This window comes from Streptomyces sp. AHU1, assembly GCF_045343905.1.
In the GTDB taxonomy this organism is placed as follows: domain Bacteria; phylum Actinomycetota; class Actinomycetes; order Streptomycetales; family Streptomycetaceae; genus Streptomyces; species Streptomyces triticiradicis.
In genome coordinates, this window is sequence record NZ_CP174283.1 from 2,242,231 (window position 1) to 2,266,287 (window position 24,057).

Consider the following 24,057-nt stretch of genomic DNA (forward strand, 5'->3'; position numbering starts at 1 on the left):
CCGCGGCCGGGCTCTCGCTGGTGCGGGACCACACCGTCTACTCCTGCGTGATGGGGTCACGTGCCTTCGGACTGGCCACGGACACCAGTGACACGGACGTCCGGGGCGTCTTCCTCGCCCCGACCCCGCTGTTCTGGCGCTTCGAGAAACCGCCGACGCACGTCGAGGGCCCGGAGCCGGAGCAGTTCAGCTGGGAGCTGGAGCGGTTCTGTTCGCTCGCGCTGCGCTCCAACCCGAACATCCTGGAGTGCCTGCACTCCCCGCTCGTCGAGCACGTGGACGACACCGGCCGCGAGCTCCTCGCCCTGCGCCGGGCCTTCCTCTCCCGTCAGGCGCACGAGACGTTCGCCCGCTACGCCCTGGGCCAGCGCAAGAAGCTGGAGGCCGACGTCCGCACGCACGGCGCCCCGCGCTGGAAGCACGCCATGCACCTGCTGCGCCTGCTGACGAGTTCGCGCGATCTGCTGCGCACCGGGTCCCTGACGATCGACGTCGGGGAACAGCGCGAGCCGCTGCTCGCGGTGAAGCGGGGCGAGGTGCCCTGGGACGAGGTCGACCGCCGGATGGTCCGGCTGGCGGCGGAGACCGACGAGGCGGCCGCCCGCAGCCCGCTCCCGCCCGAGCCGGACCACGCGCGCGTGGAGGACTTCCTGGTCCGGGTCCGGCGGGCCTCGGCGCTCCGGGACTCCGTCGGGGACCGCTAGCCCTCCCGGACCCCCTCCAGACGGACCCTGACGACGAAGGCGTGCAGATCGTCGTGCGCGGAGGGGGCGTCCGGCAGCGTGGAGGCGTCCTGCGCCTCGTCGAGGAGCACGTGCAGCCGCTCCACGTCCTCCTCCACCCGGGCGCGCGGGACGTCCGCGGGCCCGTGCTCACGCTCCGCCTTCGCGGCGATCAGGTCCGGGAGGTACGCGGGAGAGGCGATCTGCCCGGCCAGCGTGGGCAGATCGGCCTGCACCTCGCCGCTGCGCATGAGGTGGACGCCGGTGAGCAGCACGCGGAACGTGTAGAGCAGCGGCTTGAGTTCGCCGCTCTTCTCGAAGAGCCGCCACTGCGTGGCCGCGAACCCCCGGTAGTGGTGGGCGTGGTGGCGGGTGATGACCCCGGGGGCGAACGAGACCAGCTCACGGTGCTCGTCGCCGGTGTGCACGACCAGCGGCGACAGCAGCTGTTCCAGCACATAGCCGTTGCGCCGCAGCATCAGCCGTACGAACTTGCGCAGGTCGTGGGTGACCAGGTCCATCTCGGTCCCGTCCCGCATCCACATCCGGGAGCGGGTCTCCTCCGGCTCGGTCAGCCCGACCAGGTCGGCCGTCGGCAGCAGGTGGACACCGCGCAGGTCGACGTCGGAGTCGCGGGACGGGAAGCCGTACAGATGCGCCCCCGAGACGGTGGCGAAGAGCACGGGGTCGGGCTGTTCGCCCACCACGCTCGCGAGGTCGGGGCCGATGCCGAGGACGTCTGTCATGTCTCAAGCATCCCAGAGCGCCCCCAGGGACATGAGGTCGCCGTGGTACTCGATGCGGTCGGCCCAGTCGCCCGGCCAGGCCTCCGCGCCGTGGTGGGCGCCCGCGAACGCCCCGGTCAGGCAGGCGATGGAGTCGGAGTCGCCCGAGGTGCAGGCGGCCCGGCGCAGCGCGGTGACGGGTTCGTCGACGAACATCAGGAAGCACAGCAGCCCGGTGGCGAACGCCTCCTCGGCGATCCAGCCCGCGCCGGTGGCCAGACAGGGGTCGTCCTCGGGCGAGGCGGTGCGCACGGCCCGGCGGAGGTTCTCCAGGACCGCGATGCACTCGTCCCAGCCGCGGGATATGTACTGCTCGGGGCCGGCGTCGTGGGTGAAGGTCCACAGGTCGCCGAGCCAGCGGGAGTGGTAGCGGTACCGGTTGTCGTGCGCGTAGGCGAGCAGCAGGCCGACCAGTTCCGCGGGCGGGGTGCCCTGGGAGAGCAGCCGGACGGTGTGCGCGGTGAGGTCCGAGGCGGCGAGCGCCGTGGGGTGGCCGTGGGTGAGCGCGGCCTGGAGCTGGGCCGCGCCCGCGCGCTGTTCGTCGCTGAGTCCGCGGGCGAGCCCGACGGGCGCGACGCGCATGTTGGCGCCGCAGCCCTTGGAGCCGGTCTGGCTGGCCTCCTGCCAGCGGCGCCCCTCGTCCTTGAGGAGGTTGCAGGCGGTCAGGCAGGTCCGGCCGGGGGCCCGGTTGTTCTCGGGCGACCGGTACCAGTCCACGAACTCCTCGCGGACCGGCCGTTCCATCCGCAGCGGGCCGAGCAGCCCGCGGTCCATGGCGGTGCGCAGCCCGCCCGCGAGCGCCAGGGTCATCTGGGTGTCGTCGGTGACGATCGCGGGCCTGGGCAGCTCCATCTGCCGCCAGGGGCCGCACTTCTCGAGGATGGCGGGCACGGTGTTGAACTCGGTGGGGAACCCGAGCGCGTCGCCGAGGGCCAGACCGATGAGGGAACCGGTGGCGGCGCGTTTGGCCGGGGTCGTGCTGGTCATCGGGACCGTCCTTACGGGGTGGGGCGCAGCAGGGGTGGGTGCAGGACCTTGGCGCCGCCCGCGCGGTAGAGGGCGGCGGGTTTGCCGCGGCCGCCGGTGAGGCGCGCGGCGCCGGGAACCTGTTCGACGAATCCGGGCGTGGCGAGGACCTTGCGCCGGAAGTTGGGCCGGTCGAGCGCGGTGCCCCACACCGTCTCGTAGACGTGCTGCAGCTCTCCGAGGGTGAACTCGGGCGGGCAGAAGGACGTGGCGAGACAGGAGTACTCGAGTTTGGCGCCCACGCGTTCATGGGCGTCGGCGAGGATCCGGTCGTGGTCGAAGGCGAGCGGGCCGAGGTCGTCGTACGGCTGCCACATGGCGCGCGCCGCGTCGCCGCCGCCGTGCGGTTCGGGAGGGTCGGACAGCAGTGCGGCGAACGCGACGGAGACGACCCGCATCCGGGGGTCGCGGCCGGGTTCGCTGTAGGTGCGCAGCTGCTCCAGGTGGAGGCCCGTGAGGTCCGACAGGCCGGTCTCCTCGGCGAGTTCGCGCCGGGCCGCCTCCTCGGCGGACTCGTGGGGCAGCACGAAGCCGCCGGGCAGGGCCCAGCGGCCGGCGTACGGCTGCGTGCCCCGCTCGACCAGCAGCACCTGGAGCGCGCCCGCGCGCACGGTCAGGACGGCCAGGTCGACGGTGACGGCGAAGGGCTCGAAGGCGTACTTGTCGTACCCCTCGGGTGCCGCGCCCCCCGGGGCCCGGTTCTCTTCCGCCTCCACCCCCACACCCCTCCTTCATGGTCACCTTGACCATGGTCAGTACGACCATAAAGGGAGCGACGGATGTCAACAAGGCTTTCGGCCGGGGAAGTTGCCGTCGGAGGGGTGGAAAACGGACCGGCCGGCCCCGGAGGAGTTCCGGGACCGGCCGTCGCAGGGGCTCGCGGAGGTCAGAGACCGACCTCGGCCATGAGCATGCCGACCTCGGTGTTCGACAGGCGGCGCAGCCAGCCCGACTTCTGGTCACCCAGGGTGATCGGGCCGAAGGCGACGCGCACCAGCTTGTCGACCGGGAAGCCGGCCTCGGCGAGCATGCGGCGCACGATGTGCTTGCGGCCCTCGTGCAGGGTCACCTCGACGAGGTAGTTCTTGCCGGTCTGCTCGACGACGCGGAAGTGGTCCGCCTTCGCGTACCCGTCCTCCAGCTGGATGCCGTCCTTGAGCCGCTTGCCCAGGTCGCGCGGGATCGGGCCCACGATGTGCGCGAGGTAGACCTTCTTCACGCCGTACTTGGGGTGGGTCAGCCGGTGCGCCAGCTCGCCGTGGTTGGTGAGCAGGATGACGCCCTCGGTCTCGGTGTCGAGCCGTCCCACGTGGAAGAGCCGCGTCTCGCGGTTGGTCACGTAGTCGCCGAGGCACTGGCGGCCCTCGTTGTCCTCCATCGTGGAGACGACACCGGCCGGCTTGTTCAGCGAGAAGAACTGGTACGACTGCGTGGCGACGGTCAGACCGTCGACCTTGATCTCGTCCTTGTCCGTGTCGACGCGCAGCCCCTGCTCCAGGACGATCTGCCCGTTGACCTCGACCCTGGCCTGCTCGACCAGTTCCTCGCAGGCCCGCCGGGAGCCGTAGCCCGCGCGCGCGAGCACCTTCTGCAGGCGCTCGCCCTCCTGCTCGGCGCCCGGGAACGTCTTGGGCAGCTTGATCTCCGGCTTGCCCGCGTACCGGTCGCGGTTGCGCTCCTCGGTCCGGGTCTCGTACTCACGGGAGCGCGCGGGCTCGGTCCGGCCGCCGCGCTGCTGGCCCTGCCGGGGGCCGCCCTTGGCGCCGCCGCGCGCGGAGGCTCCGCGCCCGGACTTGGGGCCGTCCTGCGAGGCGCCGGGGCCTACGTCGTAGCGGCGCTCCTCGGGACGGGGCTTGCTGGGACGCTTCGGCCGGTCGTCGCGCCCCGCGGCCGAGCTCCTCGGCTGGAAGCCGCTCCCGCCCGTGCCCCGCGAACCGCTCCCGCCCGTGCCCCGCGAACCGCCCCCGCCACCACCGCGCGGGCCACCGCCCCCGCCGGACCCGCGGCCACCGCCGGTCCCGCGGGAACCGCCGCCGCCGCGGGAACCGCCGCTGCCGCCGGTTCCGCGCGGGTTGCCGCGCCCGCTGTTGCTGCCACTGCCGCTGCCACTGCTTCGCATCAAAGTTCCGTCGTCGTCGTGTCGTCTGCGTCTGCATCCGGTGCGTCCGGATCGAACGACGGGACCCCTTCCAGCGTCTCTGCCTCGATCGCGTCCGCCTCGGGGAGGAAGGGCGCGAGCTCCGGAAGCTCGTCCAGGCCTCGCAGGCCCATTCGCTCCAGGAAGTAGTTCGTCGTCGTGTACAGGATCGCACCTGTTTCGGGTTCCGTGCCCGCCTCCTCGACCAGACCGCGCTGGAGGAGGGTGCGCATCACGCCGTCGCAGTTGACCCCGCGGACCGCCGAGACCCTGGAGCGGCTGACCGGCTGGCGGTAGGCGACGACGGCGAGCGTCTCCAGGGCCGCCTGGGTGAGCCGGGCCTGCTGGCCGTCCAGGACGAAGCGTTCGACCGCGCTCGCGTACGCGGGACGCGAGTAGAAACGCCAGCCGCCCGCGATCAGCCTGAGCTCGAAACCGCGGCCCTGGACGGTGTACTCGTCGGCCAGCGCGCGCAGCGCGTCCGCGATCTGCCGCCTGGGCCGCTCCAGGATCCTGGCGAGGTGCTCCTCGGTGGCCGGCTCGTCCACGACCATCAGGACGGCCTCCAGGGCGGCCCCGAGATCGAGGTCGGCGACGGTGGGCGGCCCCGCGGGGGTGCCGGTGGTCTCCTCGCTCACGCCTTCTCCTTCTCGCTCCCGCGCCCCGCCCCGTCCTTCACCGCTTCGGCCGGCCGGTCGAACTCGTCGGTCACGCGCGGCCCCTCGTCGCCCTCCCCGCCCGTCCAGCGCACCACGAGGTCCCCGAGGGCCTCCTCCTGGTCCAGGGCGACGGCCTTCTCCCGGTAGAGCTCCAGCAGGGCCAGGAAGCGGGCGACCACGGTGAGGGCGTCGTCGGTGTCCTCGACGAGCGAGCGGAAGCTGGCCTCGCCGAGTTCCCGCAGCCGCGCCACCACGATCCCGGCCTGTTCCTGCACGCTGACGAGCGGCGCGTGGATGTGGTCGACGTACACCTGCGGCTTGGGTTTCGGCTGCATCGCCTTCACGGCGAGCTTCGCGAGCCCCTCCGCCCCGATGCTGATGACGACCTCGGGCAGCAGTTCGGCGTACTGCGCCTCCAGGCCGACGGTACGGGGATAGCGGCGGGACTCCTCCGCCAGCCGCGTGCTGAAGATGTCGGCGATCTGTTTGTACGCGCGGTACTGCAGCAGCCGGGCGAACAGCAGGTCCCGGGCCTCCAGCAGGGCCAGGTCGGCCTCGTCCTCGACCTCCGCGGCCGGCAGCAGCCGGGCCGTCTTCAGATCGAGCAGGGTCGCCGCGACGACGAGGAACTCGGTCGTCCGGTCGAGGTCCCAGTCCGGGCCCATCGCCCGGATGTGCGCCATGAATTCGTCGGTGACCTTGGACAGCGCCACTTCGGTGACGTCGAGCTTGTGCTTGGAGATCAGCTGGAGCAGCAGGTCGAAGGGCCCCTCGAAATTCGAGAGCCGCACCGTGAAGACACCACCGGTCCTGGAGTCGCCGGCGTCCCCAGCGCCCGCGTCGTCCGTCCCGGACCCCGGGGCTTTCCCCGCGGTCCCTCCGGGCGCCTTCGGCGCCCGGGGCGGCACGGGTGCCCCGAGCGGCTCACCGGGCCTCCGGCGCGGCTTCGTGGCCGCCGTGGAGGCCGGAGGCGCCCCGGCCGCCCCTTCGGCCGCCGTCGGCCGCTCGGCGGGTTCCTCCGGCGTCGCGCCCGCCTCGGAGCGCTCCACGGGGTCTCCCGGCGCCTCGGAGGGCTCGGCCGGTGTTCCGGGCCCTCGGGGCCTCCCGGCGCCCTCCCGCGGCTCCCGGGGAGCCTCCCCGGGAGCCTCCGGGGGCTCGGTCCGCGGTTCGGCGGCCGGGTCCGACGGCGGTACGGGCGCCGGAGGCGGTGCGGACGGTGGGGCGCCGGGTGGGGCCTCGGCCGGTCCCGGCGCGGTGCCGGGACCGTGCCCCAGCACACGCCTACGGCCGCCGGGGGCGGCGGACGGAGGCGGGACGTTCGAGGTCATGACCGTCGCAGGCTACCGCTACCGCCCGCGCAGTCGCCGTACGAGAATGCTCGCGTCCCCGCGGGACTCCAGGTCCGCCAGGACCACGGCGACCGCCTCGCGGACGATCCGCCCGCGGTCGACGGCGAGACCGTGTTCACCGCGGAGCACCAGGCGCGCGTGTTCGAGGTCCATCAGCTCCTCGGCGGACACGTACACCGTGATCTTCTCGTCGTGCCGTTCCCGCCCGCTGGGCCGGCGGTTCGCGGCGCGCCCCCGCTTGCGGGACGACTGCACGGACGTGGAAGGGGTGGCGGAGCCTTCCTGCGCCGGCCGGCCGCGCCCCGAACGGTCCGGGGCGCTCCCCCGGCTGCGCGACTCCCCCGCACCGGAGGGTTCGGCGTCGGCGGCGACGTGTTCGTCGCCCTCGCCGTCACCGCCCTGGACGGGCACCGACTGGGGCGCGTCCTCCCCGGCCGCCGCGTCGCTCTCGCCGGCCGGGGCCGGCACCCGGCTCTCGCCATTGGCCCGGCGGGTGGGGGTGGACGACTGGAGCGCCATGCCCCCGGTGGTACGGAACAGTTCGTCGGCCCCCGGCAGACTCACTCGGCGTGACACCGGGCGAGCACCTCCCTGGCGAGCTGGCGATAGGCGGCGGCGCCGACGGAGTTGGAGGCGTACGTGGTGATCGGCTCGCCGGCGACCGTGGTCTCCGGGAAGCGGACGGTCCGGCCGATCACGGTGTGGTAGACGTGATCGTCGAAGGCCTCGACGACGCGCGCGAGCACCTCACGGCTGTGCACCGTGCGGGAGTCGTACATCGTGGCGAGGATGCCGTCGAGCTCCAGCTCGGGGTTGAGCCGCTCCTGGACCTTCTCGATCGTCTCGGTGAGCAGCGCGACACCGCGCAGCGCGAAGAACTCGCACTCCAGCGGCACGATCACCTTGTGGGCCGCGGTCAGCGCGTTCACGGTGAGCAGGCCGAGCGAGGGCTGGCAGTCGATCACGATGTAGTCGTAGTCGGCCATCAGCGGCTTCAGGGCGCGCTGCAGCGTGGACTCGCGGGCGACCTCGCTCACCAGCTGCACCTCGGCGGCGGACAGGTCGATGTTGCTGGGCAGCAGGTCCATGTTCGGGACCGCCGTCTTCAGGAGCACCTCGTCGGCCGCCATGCCCCGCTCCATGAGCAGGTTGTAGACGGTGAGGTCGAGCTCCATCGGGTTGACGCCGAGTCCCACGGACAGCGCGCCCTGCGGGTCGAAGTCGACGAGCAGCACCCTGCGTCCGTACTCCGCGAGCGCGGCCCCCAGGTTGATGGTCGACGTGGTCTTGCCCACGCCGCCCTTCTGGTTGCACATCGCGATGATCGTCGCGGGGCCGTGACTGGTCAGCGGACCCGGGATCGGGAAGTAGGGCAGCGGGCGCCCTGTCGGGCCGATGCGCTCACGGCGCTGACGGGCCGCGTCGGGCGCGAGCGTGGCCGCGTACTCCGGATCGGGCTCGTACTCGGCGTCGGGGTCGTAGAAGTGCCCCTCGGGCAGTTCGTCGTAGTCGGCGAAGTGGGTGTGGTTCTCGCCACTTCCGTTGCCGGCCATGGCGTTCACGTGATGGCCATCCATGCTCGGGTGTGCTGTCTGAGTCGTCCGGGGACTCTGGTGGGCTGCGAAGGTGCGGACAGCGACGGAGCCGACAGCCTCGAGCCCCGTGGAGTCCTGGCCCCGCGCCGGCATTCCTGGTTGACCACCCCCGGGAGTAAATGTCGACTCATTCACAAGTCGTCTTACCTCCTTGGTGACCAGGGAACTTCTCGATAGGTCAGCGTGGCACCATGCCGACGGTTGGCGACTCTATGGCGTGTCACCGCTCCGCAGCAACACAATCCGCCGGACCCGCCCCGATGTGTCGGCAACCGAACACCCCTCTGTCAAGGGCGTAAGGCCGTCGCACGGCAGGTTTCACCGGTGTGCGAATCGGTTGAAGAGTTACGTTCGTGGCGAGTTGAACGAGTGCCCCGAAGTGACCTGACACACACCCGGCCGGACCTTGTCGGGCAAGGTCCGGCCGGGTACGAGGTGTTGACGACCGTGTTGACGTATCGCCTTTTGCGGGAGCGGAGTCGGCCTCGGAGCGCCGGCTGCCGAGCCGCCGGGAGACTCAGCCGAGCAGGCTCTCCAGCGCGACGTGCTCCAGCCCGTGGGCCTCGGCGACCTCGCGGTAAACAACCTTGCCGTCATGGGTGTTGAGGCCCTTGGCCAGCGCGTTGTCCCGGCGCAGCGCCTCGGTCCAGCCCCGGTTCGCGAGCTCGACGATGTACGGCAGCGTGGCGTTGGTCAGCGCGTACGTCGAGGTGTTGGGCACCGCGCCGGGCATGTTGGCGACGCAGTAGAAGACCGAGTTGTGGACCGGGAAGGTCGGCTCGGCGTGCGTGGTGGGACGCGAGTCCTCGAAGCAGCCGCCCTGGTCGATCGCGATGTCGACAAGGACACTCCCCGGCTTCATCCGGGAGACGAGCTCGTTGGTGACCAGCTTCGGCGCCTTGGCGCCGGGGATCAGCACGGCGCCGATCACGAGGTCGGCCTCCAGGCAGGCCTTCTCCAGCTCGAAGGAGTTGGACATGACGGCCTTGATCTTCGTACCGAAGATCTTGTCGGCCTCGCGCAGCTTGTTGATGTCGCGGTCGAGCAGCGTCACGTCGAAGCCCATGCCGATGGCGATCTGCGCGGCGTTCCAGCCGGAGACACCGCCGCCGATCACGACGGCCTTGGCCGGCAGCACGCCCGGGACACCGCCGGGCAGGACACCGCGGCCGCCGTTGGCGCGCATCAGGTGATAGGCGCCGACCTGCGGGGCGAGCCGGCCCGCGACCTCGGACATCGGGGCGAGCAGCGGCAGCGCGCGGCTCGGCAGCTCGACGGTCTCGTAGGCGATCGCGGTGGTGCCGGACTCCAGGAGGGCGTCCGTGCACTCCTTGGACGCGGCCAGGTGCAGGTAGGTGAAGAGCGTCTGGTCCTTGCGGAGGCGGTGGTACTCCTCCGCGATGGGCTCCTTGACCTTCAGCAGCAGGTCGGCGGTGGCCCAGACCTCGTCGGCGGTGGGCAGGATCTGCGCGCCGGCGGCGACGTACTCCTCGTCCGTGATCGAGGAGCCCACACCGGCGTTCTGCTCGACGAAGACCTGGTGGCCGTGGCGCACGAGCTCGTGCACACCGGCGGGGGTGATGGCCACCCGGAACTCGTTGTTCTTGACCTCGCGGGGGATGCCGACCTTCACGTCGATCACGGTCCTTGACTCAGAGGGCTCTGGGGCTATGCGTGCCGAGGCGATGCAAGCCAGGCAATGCACGACATACCCGGTGTACGGGGGCACACCGGGACACACCACGAAAGAACGCGGTGGAGCCAGTCTAATGAAGGGATTCTCGGTGTCTAGCCTTTCAATGCATCAATCTTCAGCGGGTGCACTGCGGATTTCGTAGGCGTTAGCGGGGTGTTCCACGCCGGATACACCCTCCGGCAGCTCATCTCCCAGCATGCGCTCGGCCGCCGCGCGGTGCAGCCGGGCGGCCGCCGGGTCGCCGAGCCGCTCCAGGGTGTCGGCCAGCCTGAGCTGCAGCGCGGCCTGCAGGCGTACGTCGTCCGCGCGGCGGGCCCACTCGACGGCCTCCTGGCAGGTGCGCAGCGACTCCTCGGACCGTCCCGCGTACTCCTGGACGCGGGCCATCTCGCTCAACGCCCTCGCCTGGGCCGCGACATCACCGTTCTTGCGGTGCCAGGCGACCGCGGCCCGCCAGTTGACCTGCGCCTCGCCGTAACGGCCCGCGTAGGTGTGCGCGGTGGCGATGCGCCCGTACAGCCGGGCGGCATCCACGCGCTCGTCGCGCGCGAGCCGCTGGGCGAGCGCCCTGCCGTACCAGTCGGCGGCGCGGTCGTGGTCCCCGAGTTCCTGGTGGGCGCCGCCTACGGATTCCATCGCGCGGCCGGTCGCGTAGGGGTCGTTCGCCTCGCGTCCGGCGTCGAGCGCGGCCCGGTAGCGGGCGAGGGCGTCGGTCCTGCGGCCGGTCTCCGCGTCCAGGTCGGCGAGGTTGAGCAGGGCCGCCGCCTTCTCGCGGGGCAGGTTCCGGCGTTCGGCGACGTCCAGGACGAGACGGTGGATGCCGTACAGGTCGGGCGCCGCGGCCCGGGTGCCGAAATGGGCGGCCATCGCCCGTACCAGGGCGGCCATCAGCCGCCGGGCGAGGGTGTCCAGCTCCCCGTCGGCGACCGCCGCCCGGGCCGAGGCGAGCAGCGCGGGCCGGCGGACGCGCAGCCAGTCCTCGGCCGCCCGGGGGCTGGGGAAGCGCAGGGCGCGCGGCGTCCCCGCGAGCTTCTCCCGGGCGGGCGAGCTGTCGGTCTCGGTGATGGCGCGGCAGGACACCAGGAGCCGTACGGTCCGCTCCAGCATCCGGGCGCGGGCCAGCTGCACCTCGGCGGGCCGGTCGTGGGTGTCGACGAGCGCCCGAAGCAGGGGGTGGAGACAGCCGGGGACCTCGTACTGCGGCAGCGGCGAGGGGACGGCGCGCAGCAGGCCGAGTCCGGTGAACTCGTCCAGCATGGTGTGCGCCTCCTGGACCGAGCAGCCGGCCAGCGCGGAGGCGGTGTGCGGGTCGACGAGGCCGGCGGGGGCCAGCGAGAGCAGTCGCAGCATCCGCGCGGCGGCGCCCGGCAAGGAGGCGTACGAGAGCCGGAAGACGCGGTCCATCGGTGTGCCGTCCTCGCCCTCGGTGCGCAGGTGCTTGGCGAGGTCGGCGACGGCGGCGGCGGGACGCGCGGCGAGCCAGCCGCCGGCCAGCACCAGGGCGGTCGGCTGGCCCGCGCACAGTTCGACCAGCCCTTCGGCGGCGAGCGGGTCGACGGTGATGCGCACCGAGCCGGTGAAGTGGCCGAGGAGTTCGAGGGCGGACTTGGTGTCCAGGCCGCCCAGCGTGCAGGGGCGGACGTCCGCGATGCCGGTCAGCGGCCCGCCGGAGACGGCGACGACCAGGCAGTCCGGGGAGTCGGGCAGCAGCGCGTCGACCTGCTCGGCGTCGGCCGCGTCGTCGAGCAGGAGCACCGCCCGGCGGACCGCGAAGGCCTCGCGCAACCGTTCACCGAGGTCGTCGGCCCCGGCTCCGGGCGGTGCGGACAGTCCGAGGGCGGTGAGCAGTTCCCGCGCGGTGGCCTCGGTGGGCACCGGTGTGCCGTCGGGTTCGGTGAGCCGGGCGCGCAGTATGCCGTCGGGGTAACTCTCGGCGACCTGCGCGGCGAGCCGGGCGGCGAGCGCGGTGCGGCCGGATCCGGGCTTGCCCGCGATGAGCAGCACTCGCGCGCGGGGGGCCTTGCGGCCGGCGATGGTGTCGAGTCCCGCCCGCTCGATGTCCGCCCGGAGTTCCTTCAACTCTCTTGCACGGCCCAGGAACTGACTGTCCGTAGGAGGGGACCCGGCAGCCGGGCGCTGCCCCTTGGGCGACGCCTTGGCGCCACCGCCGTCCACCGCCTGATCCGCCACGGGCCACGCTCCCGTTCCACTGCACGAGCAAGCCCGCCGGGACTCCGGTGCGGGCGTTTTCCAGAGCCTAGTTCACGCTCTGCGACGATCCGGGCGGAGCGCGACGGCGACGTCCCCCGATCGGATCAGATGATCGTAGGACCGGCTTCCTCGTATGGGCGTACACGGCCCGTCCGGAGCGGGGCGGCCGGACGGCGCGGCCGCCCCGGAGGCGGGATCAGGCCTCGAAGGGGCGGGCGGGCCAGGGCGCCTCGGCCGGGCGCAGGGCGTCGAGTCCGGCACCCTGCCGCGCGGCGACGAGCGAGAGGACGCCCACGACCAGACAGTTGTTGTGCAGGTCTCCGGCGAGCACACCGCTGACGAGTTCGTCGAGGGGGACGCGGGCCAGCTCCATGTCGGCCTCCTCGTCCTCCACCTCGAACCGCTCGCCCTCCACCGGGGAGAGGTCGCGGGCCAGGAAGATCCGGATGGCCTCGTCGCAGCCGCCGGGCGTGGTGTAGACGTCGGTCAGCACGCGCCAGGTCTCCGCCTTGACGTGCGCCTCCTCGTAGAGCTCGCGCTGGGCGGCGTGCAGCGGGTTCTCGCCGGGGACGTCGAGCAGGCCGGCCGGGATCTCCCACAGCTTCTGGCGCACGGGGTGGCGGTACTGGCGCAGGACCAGGACACGGCCCTCGTCGTCCAGGGCGAGCACGGCCACCGAGCCCGGGTGGACCTGGTAGTCGCGGCGGACGACGGATCCGCCGGGCATGACCACGTCGTCGGTGCGCACCGAGGTCTTGTTGCCCTTGAAGGGGGTGTCGGTCGCGCGGACCTCCCACTCCTCGGGGGTGTCCTTGATCGTCATGGCCTGTCCTCCCACGCGCGAAAAGAAGCCGGTCCGCTGACGGGGCCGGGGCGCGCGCCCGGCGGGAACACCCGCGGACCCGCACCCCGGTCACCGTACAGCCCTGTACTACTTGCCCGTCTTGCGTGCCACCGCGGCCTTGACCAGGCCCGCGAAGAGCGGGTGCGGCCGGGTCGGACGGGAGCGCAGCTCGGGGTGCGCCTGGGTCGCGACCAGGTACGGGTGGACGTCGCGCGGGTACTCGACGTACTCGACGAGCTTGCCGTCCGGGGAGGTGCCGGAGAACTGCAGACCGGCCTTCTTCTCCAGCTCGGCGCGGTAGGCGTTGTTCACCTCGTAGCGGTGGCGGTGGCGCTCCTCGACGTACTCCTTGCCGTCGTACACCTCGCGCACGATCGAGCCCTCGGCGAGCTTGGCCGGGTACATGCCCAGTCGCATGGTGCCGCCCATGTCGCCCTCGCCCGCCACGATGTCGAGCTGCTCGGCCATCGTGGAGATGACCGGGTGACCGGTGCCGGAGTCGAACTCGGTGGAGTTGGCGTCGGGGATGTCGGCCAGGTTCCGCGCGGCCTCGATCACGATGCACTGCAGGCCCAGGCACAGGCCGAGCAGCGGGACGCGGTTCTCGCGGGCGTACTGGATCGCGCCGACCTTGCCGGACACGCCCCGGTCGCCGAAGCCGCCGGGGATGCAGATCGCGTCGACGTCGCCGAGCTGCTTGGCCGCGCCCGCCGGGGTCTTGCAGTCGTCCGAGGTGACCCACTTGATCTTGACGCGGGCCTTGTTGGCGAAACCGCCGGCGCGCAGCGCCTCGGTGACCGAGAGGTAGGCGTCGGGCAGGTCGATGTACTTGCCGACGAGCGCCAGGGTGATCTCGTGGACCGGGTTGTGGACGCGGTCGAGCAGGTCGTCCCAGGTCGCCCAGTCCACGTCACGGAACGGCAGGTCCAGCTTGCGGACGACGTAGGCGTCCAGTCCCTCGGTGTGCAGGACCTTCGGGATGTCGTAGATCGACTTGGCGTCGATCGCCGCGACCACGGCGGCCTCGTCGACGTCGCACATCAGCGAGATCTTGCGCTTGATGGCGGTGGGGACCTCGCGGTCGGCCCGCAGCACGATCGCGTCCGGCTGGATACCGATGTTGCGCAGCGCCGCGACCGAGTGCTGCGTCGGCTTGGTCTTCAGCTCGCCGGACGGGCCGATGTAGGGCAGGAGCGAGATGTGCACGACGAACACGTTGTCGCGGCCGACCTCGTGCCGGACCTGGCGGACCGTCTCCAGGAAGGGCAGCGACTCGATGTCGCCGACCGTGCCGCCGACCTCGGTGATGACGACGTCGACGTCGTCGGTGGCCATGCGGCGGATGCGGTGCTTGATCTCGTTGGTGATGTGCGGGATGACCTGCACGGTGTCACCGAGGTACTCGCCGCGCCGCTCCTTGGCGATGACGGTGGAGTACACCTGACCGGTGGTCACGTTGGCCGAGCCGTCCAGGTCCACGTCGAGGAAGCGCTCGTAGTGCCCGATGTCCAGGTCCGTCTCCGCGCCGTCGTTGGTGACGAACACCTCGCCGTGCTGGAACGGGTTCATGGTGCCCGGGTCGACGTTCAGGTACGGGTCGAGCTTCTGCATGGTGACGCGCAGACCCCGTGCCTTGAGCAGCGCGCCCAGGCTGGAGGCGGTCAGGCCCTTGCCGAGGGAGGAGGCGACACCCCCGGTGACGAAGATGTGCTTGGTCGTCGTGGCTGTGCTGTTTCGAAAAGCACTGGGCGGCATGGCCAAGAGGGGGCTCCCGTGGTCGGTCTGGGGTGCGTGCCGGCGTGGGGCCCGGAGATTTCCGGGGGTGCCGTCGCTGCGGTTCGGGGGTTTCTCGCCCACCGGTCCACGGGCTACCAGGGTATCAGCGACCGGAGGAGGCCGCTTCCGGCCACGCTCCGCGCACACCCGGACACCCTGCCCGGCACGCGCCCCGCCCATCGCTCACCCGATCGGCTCAGCCGGGTTGTCCGGAGCGGCACGCGGATCTTCCACGTGCGTCGTATCCTGCTCGGACACTCGCTGCCGAGCCCCTCCGGCACACGACACCATCCCGTACGCAACCGGAACAAAGAGGGCCTGTCAGTTCGTTTCGAGACGACATATCGCATCGCCCATCGCAACCGACAACTGACGTTTCGCAGCGAAGCACGAGCGAAGCACGACGGACGTCCTCCATCATCGACGTTCCGCAGTGACCGACTCCCATTGCTTACTGTTTTCGCAGTACCTACGTTCCCTTATGACCGCAAGAGCGACCGCCCCGCGCAGGGGCGCCGTGGCCGTTCGACTGGAGATGCACGTGGCCGGGCGCATCGAGGACTACGCACTCATCGGAGACATGCAGACAGCCGCGCTGGTCTGCCGGGACGGCACAGTCGACTGGCTGTGCCTGCCCCGCTTCGACTCCCATGCCATCTTCGCGGGGCTGCTCGGCACGGAGGATCACGGATTCTGGCGGCTCGGCCCCGCGCACGCGGACGACGAGCAGCCGCCCGCGGCGTCGCGCCGCCGGTACCGCGGCGACTCGCTGATCCTCGAGTCCGAGTGGGACACCCCGCGCGGCACGGTCCGGATCACCGATTTCATGCCCCCGCGCGACGGCGCGCCGCAGCTGATCCGGATCGTCGAGGGCGTGAGCGGCCGGGTGCCGATGCGCTCCACGCTGCGCATGCGGTTCTCGTACGGCCGCGTCGTGCCCTGGGTGCGCCGGCACGAGGGGCGCACCGTCGCGGTCGCCGGACCCGACTCGGTCTGGTTCGACACGGAGTGCCAGACCTACGGCAAGGACCTGACCACCTACGCCGACTTCACCGTGGCGCCGGGCGAGAGGGTCGCCTTCACCGTCTCCTGGGAGCCCTCGCACAAGCAGCCGCCGCCGCTGCCCGAGCCGGAGCAGTCCCTGGAGGCGACCGAGGAGTTCTGGCGCGACTGGGTCGACCAGTGCACGTACCACGGCCCCTACCGCGAGGCCGTCGTCCGCTCCCTGATCACGCTGAAGGCCCTGACCTACGCGCCCACCGGCGGCATCGTCGCCGCGCCCACCACCTCCCTGCCGGAGGAGATCGGCGGCGTGCGCAACTGGGACTACCGCTACACCTGGCTGCGCGACGCGGCCATCACCCTCTCCTCGCTGCTGCGCACCGGCTACCGCGAGGAGGCCCGCGCCTGGCGCGAGTGGCTGCTGCGCGCGGTCGCCGGCGACCCGGAGAACCTCCAGATCATGTACGGCATCGCGGGGGAAAGGGAGTTGGGCGAAGCCGAACTCGACTGGCTTCCCGGGTACGAGAATTCGGCGCCCGTCCGGGTCGGCAACGGCGCCGCGCACCAGCTCCAGCTCGACGTCTACGGCGAGGTCACCGAGGCCCTGCACCTGGCCCACATGACGGGCCTGTCCCGCAACGACTACGCCTCGCTGCTCCAGCTGAAGCTGATCCGCTACCTGGAGACCCACTGGGACCAGCCGGACGAGGGGATCTGGGAGGTCCGGGGCCCGCGGCGGCACTTCGTGCACTCCAAGGTGATGGCCTGGGTCGCCGTCGACCGCACCATCAAGCTCGTCGAGTCCGGGGACGCGCACGGCCCGCTGGAGAAGTGGCGCGAACTGCGCGACGACATCCACCGGGACGTGTGCGAGAAGGGCTACGACCCGGAGCGGAACACCTTCACGCAGTCCTATGGCTCGAAGGAGCTCGACGCCTCGCTGCTGCTCATCCCGCAGATGGGCTTCCTGCCGCCGGACGACAAGCGGGTGATCGGCACCATCGAGGCGATCCAGCGCGAGCTGTCCACCTCCGACGGCTTCATCCTGCGCTACCCGACCGACGGCGAGAACGCGGGCGTGGACGGACTGGAGGGCGACGAGGGCGCGTTCCTCGCCTGCTCGTTCTGGATGGCCGACGACCTCGCGATGATCGGCCGGGTCGACGAGGCCCGCAAGCTCTTCGAGCGCCTGCTGGCCCTGCGCAACGACCTCGGTCTGCTGGCCGAGGAGTGGGACCCGCGGCTGCAGCGCCAGGTCGGGAACTTCCCGCAGGCCTTCAGCCACGTCCCGCTGATCGACACGGCCCTCAGGCTGACGGCGAGCGGGGCTTACGGCGGCTGAGCCGCACCGCGCCGGGCGCGTGGGGGCCCCTCCCCGACGCGCCCGATGCGCCGTGCCCGCCTAGCCTGGAAGGAGTCCTGTCCCCTCATGGAAGGGGGCGGCTTCCATGGCTCCCCTTTCGAAGGCCGGCGCGGCACTGGCCGCACTCCGCGCGGGTCTCTCCGGTGACGCGCTCACCCCGGACGACCCGGGGTACGACGAGGCCCGGACGATCTTCAACGCGATGATCGACCGGCGGCCGGCCGTGATCGTGCGGTGCGAGGGCGAGGCCGACGTGACACGCGCGGTGCGCTTCGCGCGTGAGCTGGATCTGCCGATCGCCGTACGCGGAGGCGGTCACAGCGTCGCCGGCATGTCGCTCAACGACGGCGGGCTCGTCATCGACCTCAGCCGTATGCACGGGGTCACCGTCCACCCCGGGTCGGAGACGGTCCGGGTCGAGGGCGGAGCGCTGATGAGCCATCTCGACCGGGCCACCCAGCCCCACGGCCTCGCGACCACCGGCGGCCGCGCCTCGACGACCGGCGTCGGCGGCTTCGTCCTCGGCGGCGGCAGCGGCTGGCTGGACCGCTCCTGCGGCCTCGCCATCGACAATCTGCTCGGGGTCGAACTGGTGACGGCCGACGGTTCGCCGGTACGCGCCACCGAACAGGAGAACCCGGAACTGTTCTGGGCCCTGCACGGCGGCGGCGGGAACTTCGGGGTCGCCACCGCGCTGACCCTCAAGCTGCACCCGCTGCCCGAGTTCTCCATCGCCCTGCTGATGTACCTGCCGGAACACGGCCCCGAGGTGATCCGCGTCTACCGCGAGATCATCGCGACCGGACCGCCGGAGGCGAGCGGCGGCATCCTCTACCTGACCGCCCCGCCCGAGGAGTTCATGCCCGGGGAGCTGGTCGGCAAGCTGCTGTGCGGTGCCCTCGTCGCGTACGCGGGGGGCGAGGAGGACATGCGCAAGGTCGCCCAGCCGCTGCTGGCGCTGCCGCACGAGGTGGAGATCGTCACGGCCCTGCCCTACGCCGACTTCCAGTGCATGATCGACGACCCGCCCGGCATGCGGAACTACTGGTCGGCGGAGTACCTGGCCGACGCGCCCGACGACTTCGTGGACGTCTTCTGCGCCCTCGGCGACGCCATGCCCGTCCCCACCGGCACCCAGCACGTGCTGTTCCCGCAGGGCGGCGCCATCGCCTCCGGGCCGTCCCGGTTCCCGGTCCCCTACCGCGACGCGTCCTGGGCCGTGCACCCCTTCGGCATCTGGGAGGACCCGGCCGACGACGAGCGGTGCGTCGAGTGGGTCAGGAAGGTCCGCGAGGACGTCCGGCCGTGGAGCACCGGCGCGGTCTACCTGAACTTCATCGGGGACGAGGGCACGGACCGGGTGGCGGCCGGCCTCGGCGAGGACAACATGCGGCGGCTGGCCGCGGTGAAGGCCGAGTACGACCCGGACAACGTCTTCCGCTTCAACCACAACATCGCCCCGGTACCGGCGGGCGCCTGACCCCGGCACCCACCGGACACCGCCCGCGGCGGCCCCGCCGTCGCCCGCGGGCGGCCCGGGATGCCCCCGCGAGCCGTCCGCGGGTAGCGTCCGCTGCATGGACAGCCGTTACGACACCCAAGGCGCCGGAATCACCGTGCAGCGGGCCCTCGAACTGCCCGGCCTGCGCAGCGGGCTGCCGGAGATCGTCGCGGGGGCCGACCGGCTGCACCGGACCGTGCGCTGGGTGCACGCGGGCGAGGTGCCGAACATCGCCTCGCTGCTCAAGGGCGGCGAACTGCTGCTGACCACGGGGTACGGTCTCGGCACCCGCCCGGCCGACCAGCGCGCGTTCGTCCGCACCCTCGCCGAGCGCGGGATCGCGGCGCTCGTCGTGGAGCTCGGCCCGCGCTTCACCCGGCTGCCCGCCGCGCTCGTGGAGACGGCCCGTTCCACCGGTCTGCCGCTGGTGCAGCTGCACCGCGAGGTGCCCTTCGTGACGGTCACCGAGGAGATCCACACCGAGATCGTCAACGGCCACTACGCGCTGCTCCAGCAGGCCGAGGAGGTGCACCGGCGCTGCACCGAGGCCCTGCTCGGCGGCGGCGGAGTGCCCCAGGTCCTGAGCATCCTCGCGGACTTTAGCGGCAACCCGGTCTTCCTGGAGACGGCCGACGGACAACTCCTGTACGCCGCCGGGGCCGGCTCCGCCGGCGCCGATCCGCTCCAGGTCTGGGAGGGGCTGCGCGGCCAGCACAAGGAGGAGCCGCCCGCGGGGACCACCCTGGTGGACGTGCCCGGCGGCGGCCCCGGCACCGGCTCCGTACGGGCCCGCCTGGTGCTGCTGCCCGTCGGCGCGCCGGTCGCCCCGGTGCACCGGATCGCCGCCGAGCGGGCCGCGGGCGTCCTGGCCGTCGTGCTGATGCAGGCCCGTCAGGAGGAGGAACTGGCCGCGCGGGGGCGCGGCGACTTCCTGACCGACCTCGCCGAGGGCCGCATCGAGGCCGAGGACGCGCCGGCGCAGGCCCGCGTGCTCGGCTTCAAGCCCGGCTCCGGCCCGCTCCTGCCGGTCGTGATGCGACTGGCCGACGGCCTCGCCCCCGGGGGCGGCTGGGCCGTCCTGGCCCGTGCCGTGGCCGAGGAACTGGCCTCGGTGGGCGTCCCGGTCCTGCTGGGCGTACGTCCCGTCGAGGGCCGGGTACCGCTGCTCCTCGGCCTGCGCTCGGAGTCGGAACGGGCGGCCGTGGCGGACCGCGTCGCGGCGGCGCTGCGTGCCGGGGTGGAGCGCGCGGGCATGCAGCGGCCCGGGGCACAGCCGCCGGTGGTGGTGGTCGGGGTCGCCGGCGGCTGGGCGGCCGCGTCGGCGGGCCTCAGGCACGCGGCGGAGACGGCGACGGCCGCGCAGGGACTGTCGGACCGGCCCTGGTACGACGCCCGCCGTCTGGACATCGACCTGCTGCTGTGGCGGCTGCGCGAGCACCCCGACCTGGCCGCCTTCGTGGAGCGCGCGATCGGCCCGCTCCGCGACCACGACGTCCGCTCCAGACCGCCTCTGCTGCCCACCCTGCAGACGTATCTGGCGCACGCGGGCCGCAAGGCGGAGACCGCCCGCGAGCTGCACCTCAACCGGCAGACCCTCTACAACCGCCTCGCCCGGATCGGCGAGTTGCTGGGCACGGACCTGGACGACCCGCAGACGGTACTGGCGTTGAGCCTGGCGCTGCGGGCACGCAGACATGTTCCGTGAGGGCCGCCGGCCGGCCGGTGTCAGATCAGCGGCCCGAACCGGGTGAACTCGTCGTAGACGCTGAGCACCTGGGCGACCGTCTCGTCCTCGGTCGGCCAGGTGGCGGCCTGCCGGACGCCCTTCTCCCGCAGGACCTCCTGGCGCCCCGGATCGGCGAGCAGCCGCACGACGGCGTCGCCGAGCGCCTTCGCGTTCCCGTACGGGACGAGTTCGGCCGCGTCGCCGACCATCTCGGGGATGCCCCCGACCGCCGTGGCGACGAGCGGGACGCGCGCGTGGAGGGCCTCCTGCGCCAGCACCGGGCGCGACTCCCATCTGCTGGGCAGCAGGGCGAGGTCGGCCGCCGCGAGCAGTTCCGTGACGTCGTCGCGCCGCCCGACGAGCCGGACCGGCAGCTCCTCGTCCTCGATCCGGCGCTGGAGGACGGCGCGCAGCGGCCCCTCCCCCGCGACGACGAGCAGGGGCACGGGATCGAGGCGGCACCACGCGCGCGAGGCGTCCACGAGGGTGTGGTAGCCGCGGTGCCGGTCGAGCGATCCGACCGCGATGAGCAACGCGCGGTCGGTCGCGCCGAGTTCGGCCCGTGCCTTGTGCCGGAACCGGTCGGGTTCCACGGGGTCGGCGGGCGGGCGCGGAGCCGCGAGCGCGACGGCGGCGAGCCGGGCGTCACGCGCTCCCCTCCTGCGGGCCCGGTCCACCAGGTCGGACGAGGTCCCGAGCACCACGGCGGCGGCCCTGGCGACCCGCCGCTCCAGGAGCCGCAGTACGTGGGCCCGGGCGCCGTCGGCCTCCGAACGGGTGTGCCAGGTGACGACGAGGGGGACGCGCCGCCCGCTGAGCGCCAGCGCCGCCCGCAGCGCCGCGTGGAGCCCGTGCGCGTGCACGAGATCGGCGTCCGCGCAGGCCGCCCGCAGCGCGGACACCGAGGCGGGGTCGCTGCTGCGGGGCACGGGAACGTGGTGCGCGCCGACGCCGCTGAACCCGTACACGTGGTCCGCCTCGGCGGGAGCGCAGACGGTGACCCGTACCCCTCGGGCGACCAGCCCCGCGGCCAGCGACCGCACGTGCGCGCTGCTGCCCGCGCTTCCGCCGCCGAGCACCTGCACGGTGCGCAGCGGCTGGCCGTGCGGTGGGTGGCTGCTCACGTGGCTCACGTGGCCGGGGCTCCTGATTCGGCGTCGGACGGTCACGGGGAAACGCACGGAAGGGTGGTGCGGAGGAGGGGGTACCGCACGTCGTGCACCGCGTACTACGCCAAGGATGCCAGGCCGTCCGGGCCTTCCGGCACCGCCATCACGACGAGGGCACGTCAGACGGGGCAACCCGGCGACGACGGTCACCCGCACGAGTGATGAATGGCCCGTTCCGGGGAGAGGGGGACCGCGCGGGACCCGTGCGGCGCCCGTGACTCCCCGCGCCCCGCGGGCCGACCCGGGGCCGACGGGCTCCCACCGTGTCGTTCGCCACCCCGTGCCGAGGGTGCAGCCGCGCACCGAAGGGCGCGCCCCCGCCACACACGGCGCACCCGGGAGACGACGCTCCCCCTGCACGCCGGATTTCAGCGCCGACCGGGGAAAGCTTCAGCCCCGGCCGGGGCAAGTTTCAGCCCCTCCGGCGTTTGAGGAGCGGGGGGCCGGGGGCGGAGCCCCCGGGTACGGGAAGGGCAGGGGCGGAGGGGGCGAAAAGAGCAGACGTGACGGAAGCGGGGCAGCGCGGGCGGAGCCACCCGGCCGGGCGGTCCTGCCCCCGCCGAGCGGGGGTCCTGGCCCCGAACGGGCGGTCCTGCCCCCGCCGAACGGGGCAGGCCTCCCGCTACGCGTCGGCGCGGGCCGCCGCCAGCAGCTCCTCCGCATGGGCCCGGGCCGTCTCGGAGTCCTCCTGGCCGGCGAGCATCCGGGACAGCTCGCGGATCCGCTCCTCCCCCTCCAGCACCTTCACACCGGACCGCGTCACCGAACCGTCGTTCGTCTTCTCGACCAGCAGCTGCCGGTCGGCGAAGGCGGCCACCTGCGGCAGATGCGTGACGACGACCACCTGCGCGGTCCGGGCGAGCTTCGCCAGCCGTCGCCCGATCTCGACCGCGGCCTTGCCGCCGACACCCGCGTCGACCTCGTCGAAGAGGTACGTCGGCACGGGGTCGGTCCCCGCGAACACGACCTCCACCGCGAGCATCACGCGCGAGAGCTCACCGCCGGACGCCCCCTTGGCGATGGGCCGCGGCGGCGCCCCGGGATGCGGAGCGAGCAGGAGCTCCACCTCGTCGGCGCCGGCCGGACCGTAGGCCACCGGGCGCCCGCCGACCTCGACCCCCTCCGGGTCGTCGGTCTGCCGGATCTCGAAGGACACGCGCGCGTGCGGCATGGCGAGCGAGGCCAGTTCGGCGGTGACGGCGGCGGCGAACCGCTCGGCGGCCTCCGTACGGGCGTCCGTCAGCGCCTGGGCGAGACCGCCCAGTTCACCGCGCAGCGCGTCCCGCTCGGCGGTCAGCTCGCCGATCCGCTCGTCGTCGCCGTCGAGTTCGGTGAGCCGCTCGGCGCTCGCCTCGGCCCAGGCGATCACGGCGTCGATGTCCTCGCCGTACTTGCGGGTCAGCTGGGTGAGCGCGGCCCTGCGCTCCTCGACGGCCGCCAGCCGCAGCGGGTCGGCGTCGAGGTCGTCGGCGTAGCCCGCGAGTTCGCCGGCGACGTCGCCGAGCAGGATGTTGATCTCCCCGATCCGCCCGGACAGCGCGGCGAGGGCCGAGTCGTGCGACCGCACGGCCTCCAGCGCCCGGTGGGCGCCCGCGACGAGCGTGGCCGCGTCGATGCCCTCCGGGTCCTCGGGATTGCCCGCCAGCGCGGCGTGCGCGGCCGTGGCGGCCGACGCCAGTGCCTCCGCGTGGCCGAGCCGTTCCGCCTCCGCCGCCAGCTCCGCGTCCTCGCCCGCCCGCGGCTCCACGGCCGCGATCTCGTCGAGTCCGAAGCGCAGCATGTCGGCTTCCTGGGCCCGTTCCCGCGCGCGCGTCGTGATCTCGTCCAGTTCGGTCGAGACCGCCCGCAGCCGGCGGTAGGCGCCCGCGTACTTGGCGAGCGGCACGGCGACCGCGTCGCCCGCGTACCGGTCCAGGGCCCCCCGCTGCCGGGACAGCTTGAGCAGCCCCTGCTGATCGGTCTGGCCGTGCACCGCGACGAGTTCGTCGGCGAGTTCGGCGAGCACGCCCACCGGCACCGAGCGTCCGCCCAGGTGCGCGCGGGAACGCCCCTCCGCCGAAACGGTACGGCTGATCAGCAGCATGCCCTCGTCGAGCTCGGCGCCGGCCTCCTCGGCCCGTACGACGGCCGTCCCGCCCGCGGGCACGCTGATCCGCCCCTCCACGACGGCGCTCTTGGCGCCGATCCGTACGAGGGCCGGGTCCGCCCGCCCGCCCAGCAGCAGCCCGAGGCTGGTGACCACCATCGTCTTGCCCGCGCCGGTCTCACCGGTCACGGCGGTGAAGCCGGGTGACAGCTCGACGACCGCGTCGTCGATGACTCCGAGCGACCGTATCCGCATCTCCTCCAACACGTCCCCGACCATACGAGGTTTTCCCGGCGCCGTGTGACGCCGCCCCCCGCAAAGAGAACCGAGCGTTACTTTCCGGAGGTGCTCTCGTTGGCCGACGGCTCGCGCGGAGGCGGCCCGGCACCCGGGCGGAACCCGGGTGCCGC

18 protein-coding genes are annotated in these 24,057 nt (G+C 72.8%); 4 read left to right on the top strand and 14 right to left on the bottom strand.

All coding sequences use genetic code 11. The features are described from left to right. Positions 1–50 precede the first annotated feature (50 nt). On the top strand, positions 51–704 hold the full coding sequence (locus ACICHK_RS10270) for a DNA polymerase beta superfamily protein (protein WP_406841187.1): 654 nt from the start codon (positions 51–53) through the stop codon (positions 702–704). Here the strand turns inward: ACICHK_RS10270 and ACICHK_RS10275 are convergent. From ACICHK_RS10275 to ACICHK_RS10330, 12 genes are all read right to left on the bottom strand, one after another. After that, on the bottom strand, positions 701–1,468 hold the full coding sequence (locus ACICHK_RS10275) for a DNA polymerase beta superfamily protein (RefSeq protein WP_151474665.1): 768 nt from the start codon (positions 1,466–1,468) through the stop codon (positions 701–703). The two genes, ACICHK_RS10270 and ACICHK_RS10275, sit on opposite strands and share 4 nt — an antisense overlap. 3 nt (positions 1,469–1,471) lie before the next feature. Continuing rightward, positions 1,472–2,494: an ADP-ribosylglycohydrolase family protein gene (locus tag ACICHK_RS10280; RefSeq protein WP_406836655.1), complete on the bottom strand. Its 1,023-nt coding sequence runs from the start codon at positions 2,492–2,494 to the stop codon at positions 1,472–1,474. 11 nt (positions 2,495–2,505) lie between these two features. Further along, complete coding sequence (locus ACICHK_RS10285) at positions 2,506–3,249, bottom strand: NUDIX hydrolase (protein ID WP_406836656.1); 744 nt, start codon at positions 3,247–3,249, stop codon at positions 2,506–2,508. A 170-nt stretch (positions 3,250–3,419) separates the two neighbouring features. Continuing rightward, a complete protein-coding gene (locus ACICHK_RS10290; RefSeq protein WP_151474662.1) occupies positions 3,420–4,652 on the bottom strand; it encodes a pseudouridine synthase in 1,233 nt (410 codons plus the stop codon). Continuing rightward, positions 4,652–5,308: an SMC-Scp complex subunit ScpB gene (scpB, locus tag ACICHK_RS10295; protein ID WP_103551480.1), complete on the bottom strand. Its 657-nt coding sequence runs from the start codon at positions 5,306–5,308 to the stop codon at positions 4,652–4,654. The genes ACICHK_RS10290 and scpB overlap by 1 nt, the downstream gene beginning before the upstream one ends. Then, positions 5,305–6,657, bottom strand: a complete 1,353-nt coding sequence (locus tag ACICHK_RS10300) for a segregation/condensation protein A (protein ID WP_406836657.1) — start codon at positions 6,655–6,657, stop codon at positions 5,305–5,307. Before ACICHK_RS10300 ends, scpB begins: the two co-directional genes overlap by 4 nt. 18 nt (positions 6,658–6,675) lie before the next feature. Then, positions 6,676–7,254: a hypothetical protein gene (locus tag ACICHK_RS10305; RefSeq protein ID WP_151474660.1), complete on the bottom strand. Its 579-nt coding sequence runs from the start codon at positions 7,252–7,254 to the stop codon at positions 6,676–6,678. Then, entirely contained in the window at positions 7,239–8,366 is a 1,128-nt protein-coding gene (locus ACICHK_RS10310) for a ParA family protein (protein ID WP_151474659.1), read from the bottom strand. Before ACICHK_RS10310 ends, ACICHK_RS10305 begins: the two co-directional genes overlap by 16 nt. Before the next feature lie 424 nt (positions 8,367–8,790). Beyond that, complete coding sequence (ald, locus tag ACICHK_RS10315) at positions 8,791–9,915, bottom strand: alanine dehydrogenase (RefSeq protein ID WP_192582832.1); 1,125 nt, start codon at positions 9,913–9,915, stop codon at positions 8,791–8,793. A gap of 162 nt (positions 9,916–10,077) precedes the next feature. After that, positions 10,078–12,159 (bottom strand): tetratricopeptide repeat protein, encoded by a 2,082-nt coding sequence (locus tag ACICHK_RS10320; protein ID WP_406836658.1) that lies wholly within the window; start codon positions 12,157–12,159, stop codon positions 10,078–10,080. A 217-nt stretch (positions 12,160–12,376) separates the two neighbouring features. Continuing rightward, complete coding sequence (locus ACICHK_RS10325) at positions 12,377–13,003, bottom strand: NUDIX hydrolase (RefSeq protein ID WP_151474657.1); 627 nt, start codon at positions 13,001–13,003, stop codon at positions 12,377–12,379. Positions 13,004–13,111: 108 nt separating this feature from the next. Further along, positions 13,112–14,779, bottom strand: coding sequence for a CTP synthase (locus ACICHK_RS10330; RefSeq protein WP_151474656.1), 1,668 nt, complete (start codon positions 14,777–14,779; stop codon positions 13,112–13,114). A 562-nt stretch (positions 14,780–15,341) separates the two neighbouring features. Here ACICHK_RS10330 and ACICHK_RS10335 point away from each other — a divergent pair. The 3 genes from ACICHK_RS10335 to ACICHK_RS10345 all read left to right on the top strand — a co-directional run bounded on the left by ACICHK_RS10335 (position 15,342) and on the right by ACICHK_RS10345 (position 20,371). Beyond that, positions 15,342–17,144, top strand: a complete 1,803-nt coding sequence (locus ACICHK_RS10335; RefSeq protein ID WP_406841188.1) for a glycoside hydrolase family 15 protein — start codon at positions 15,342–15,344, stop codon at positions 17,142–17,144. A gap of 106 nt (positions 17,145–17,250) precedes the next feature. Next, a complete protein-coding gene (locus ACICHK_RS10340) occupies positions 17,251–18,645 on the top strand; it encodes an FAD-binding oxidoreductase (protein WP_406836659.1) in 1,395 nt (464 codons plus the stop codon). A 97-nt stretch (positions 18,646–18,742) separates the two neighbouring features. Continuing rightward, positions 18,743–20,371: a PucR family transcriptional regulator gene (locus ACICHK_RS10345; RefSeq protein WP_151474654.1), complete on the top strand. Its 1,629-nt coding sequence runs from the start codon at positions 18,743–18,745 to the stop codon at positions 20,369–20,371. 20 nt (positions 20,372–20,391) lie between these two features. Here the strand turns inward: ACICHK_RS10345 and ACICHK_RS10350 are convergent, their stop codons facing one another. Together ACICHK_RS10350 and recN are read right to left on the bottom strand one after the other, a co-directional pair. Continuing rightward, positions 20,392–21,525, bottom strand: coding sequence for a glycosyltransferase family 4 protein (locus ACICHK_RS10350; RefSeq protein ID WP_406836660.1), 1,134 nt, complete (start codon positions 21,523–21,525; stop codon positions 20,392–20,394). 658 nt (positions 21,526–22,183) lie between these two features. Then, complete coding sequence (gene recN / locus ACICHK_RS10355; protein WP_406836661.1) at positions 22,184–23,926, bottom strand: DNA repair protein RecN; 1,743 nt, start codon at positions 23,924–23,926, stop codon at positions 22,184–22,186. Between the last annotated feature and the right edge of the window lie 131 nt (positions 23,927–24,057).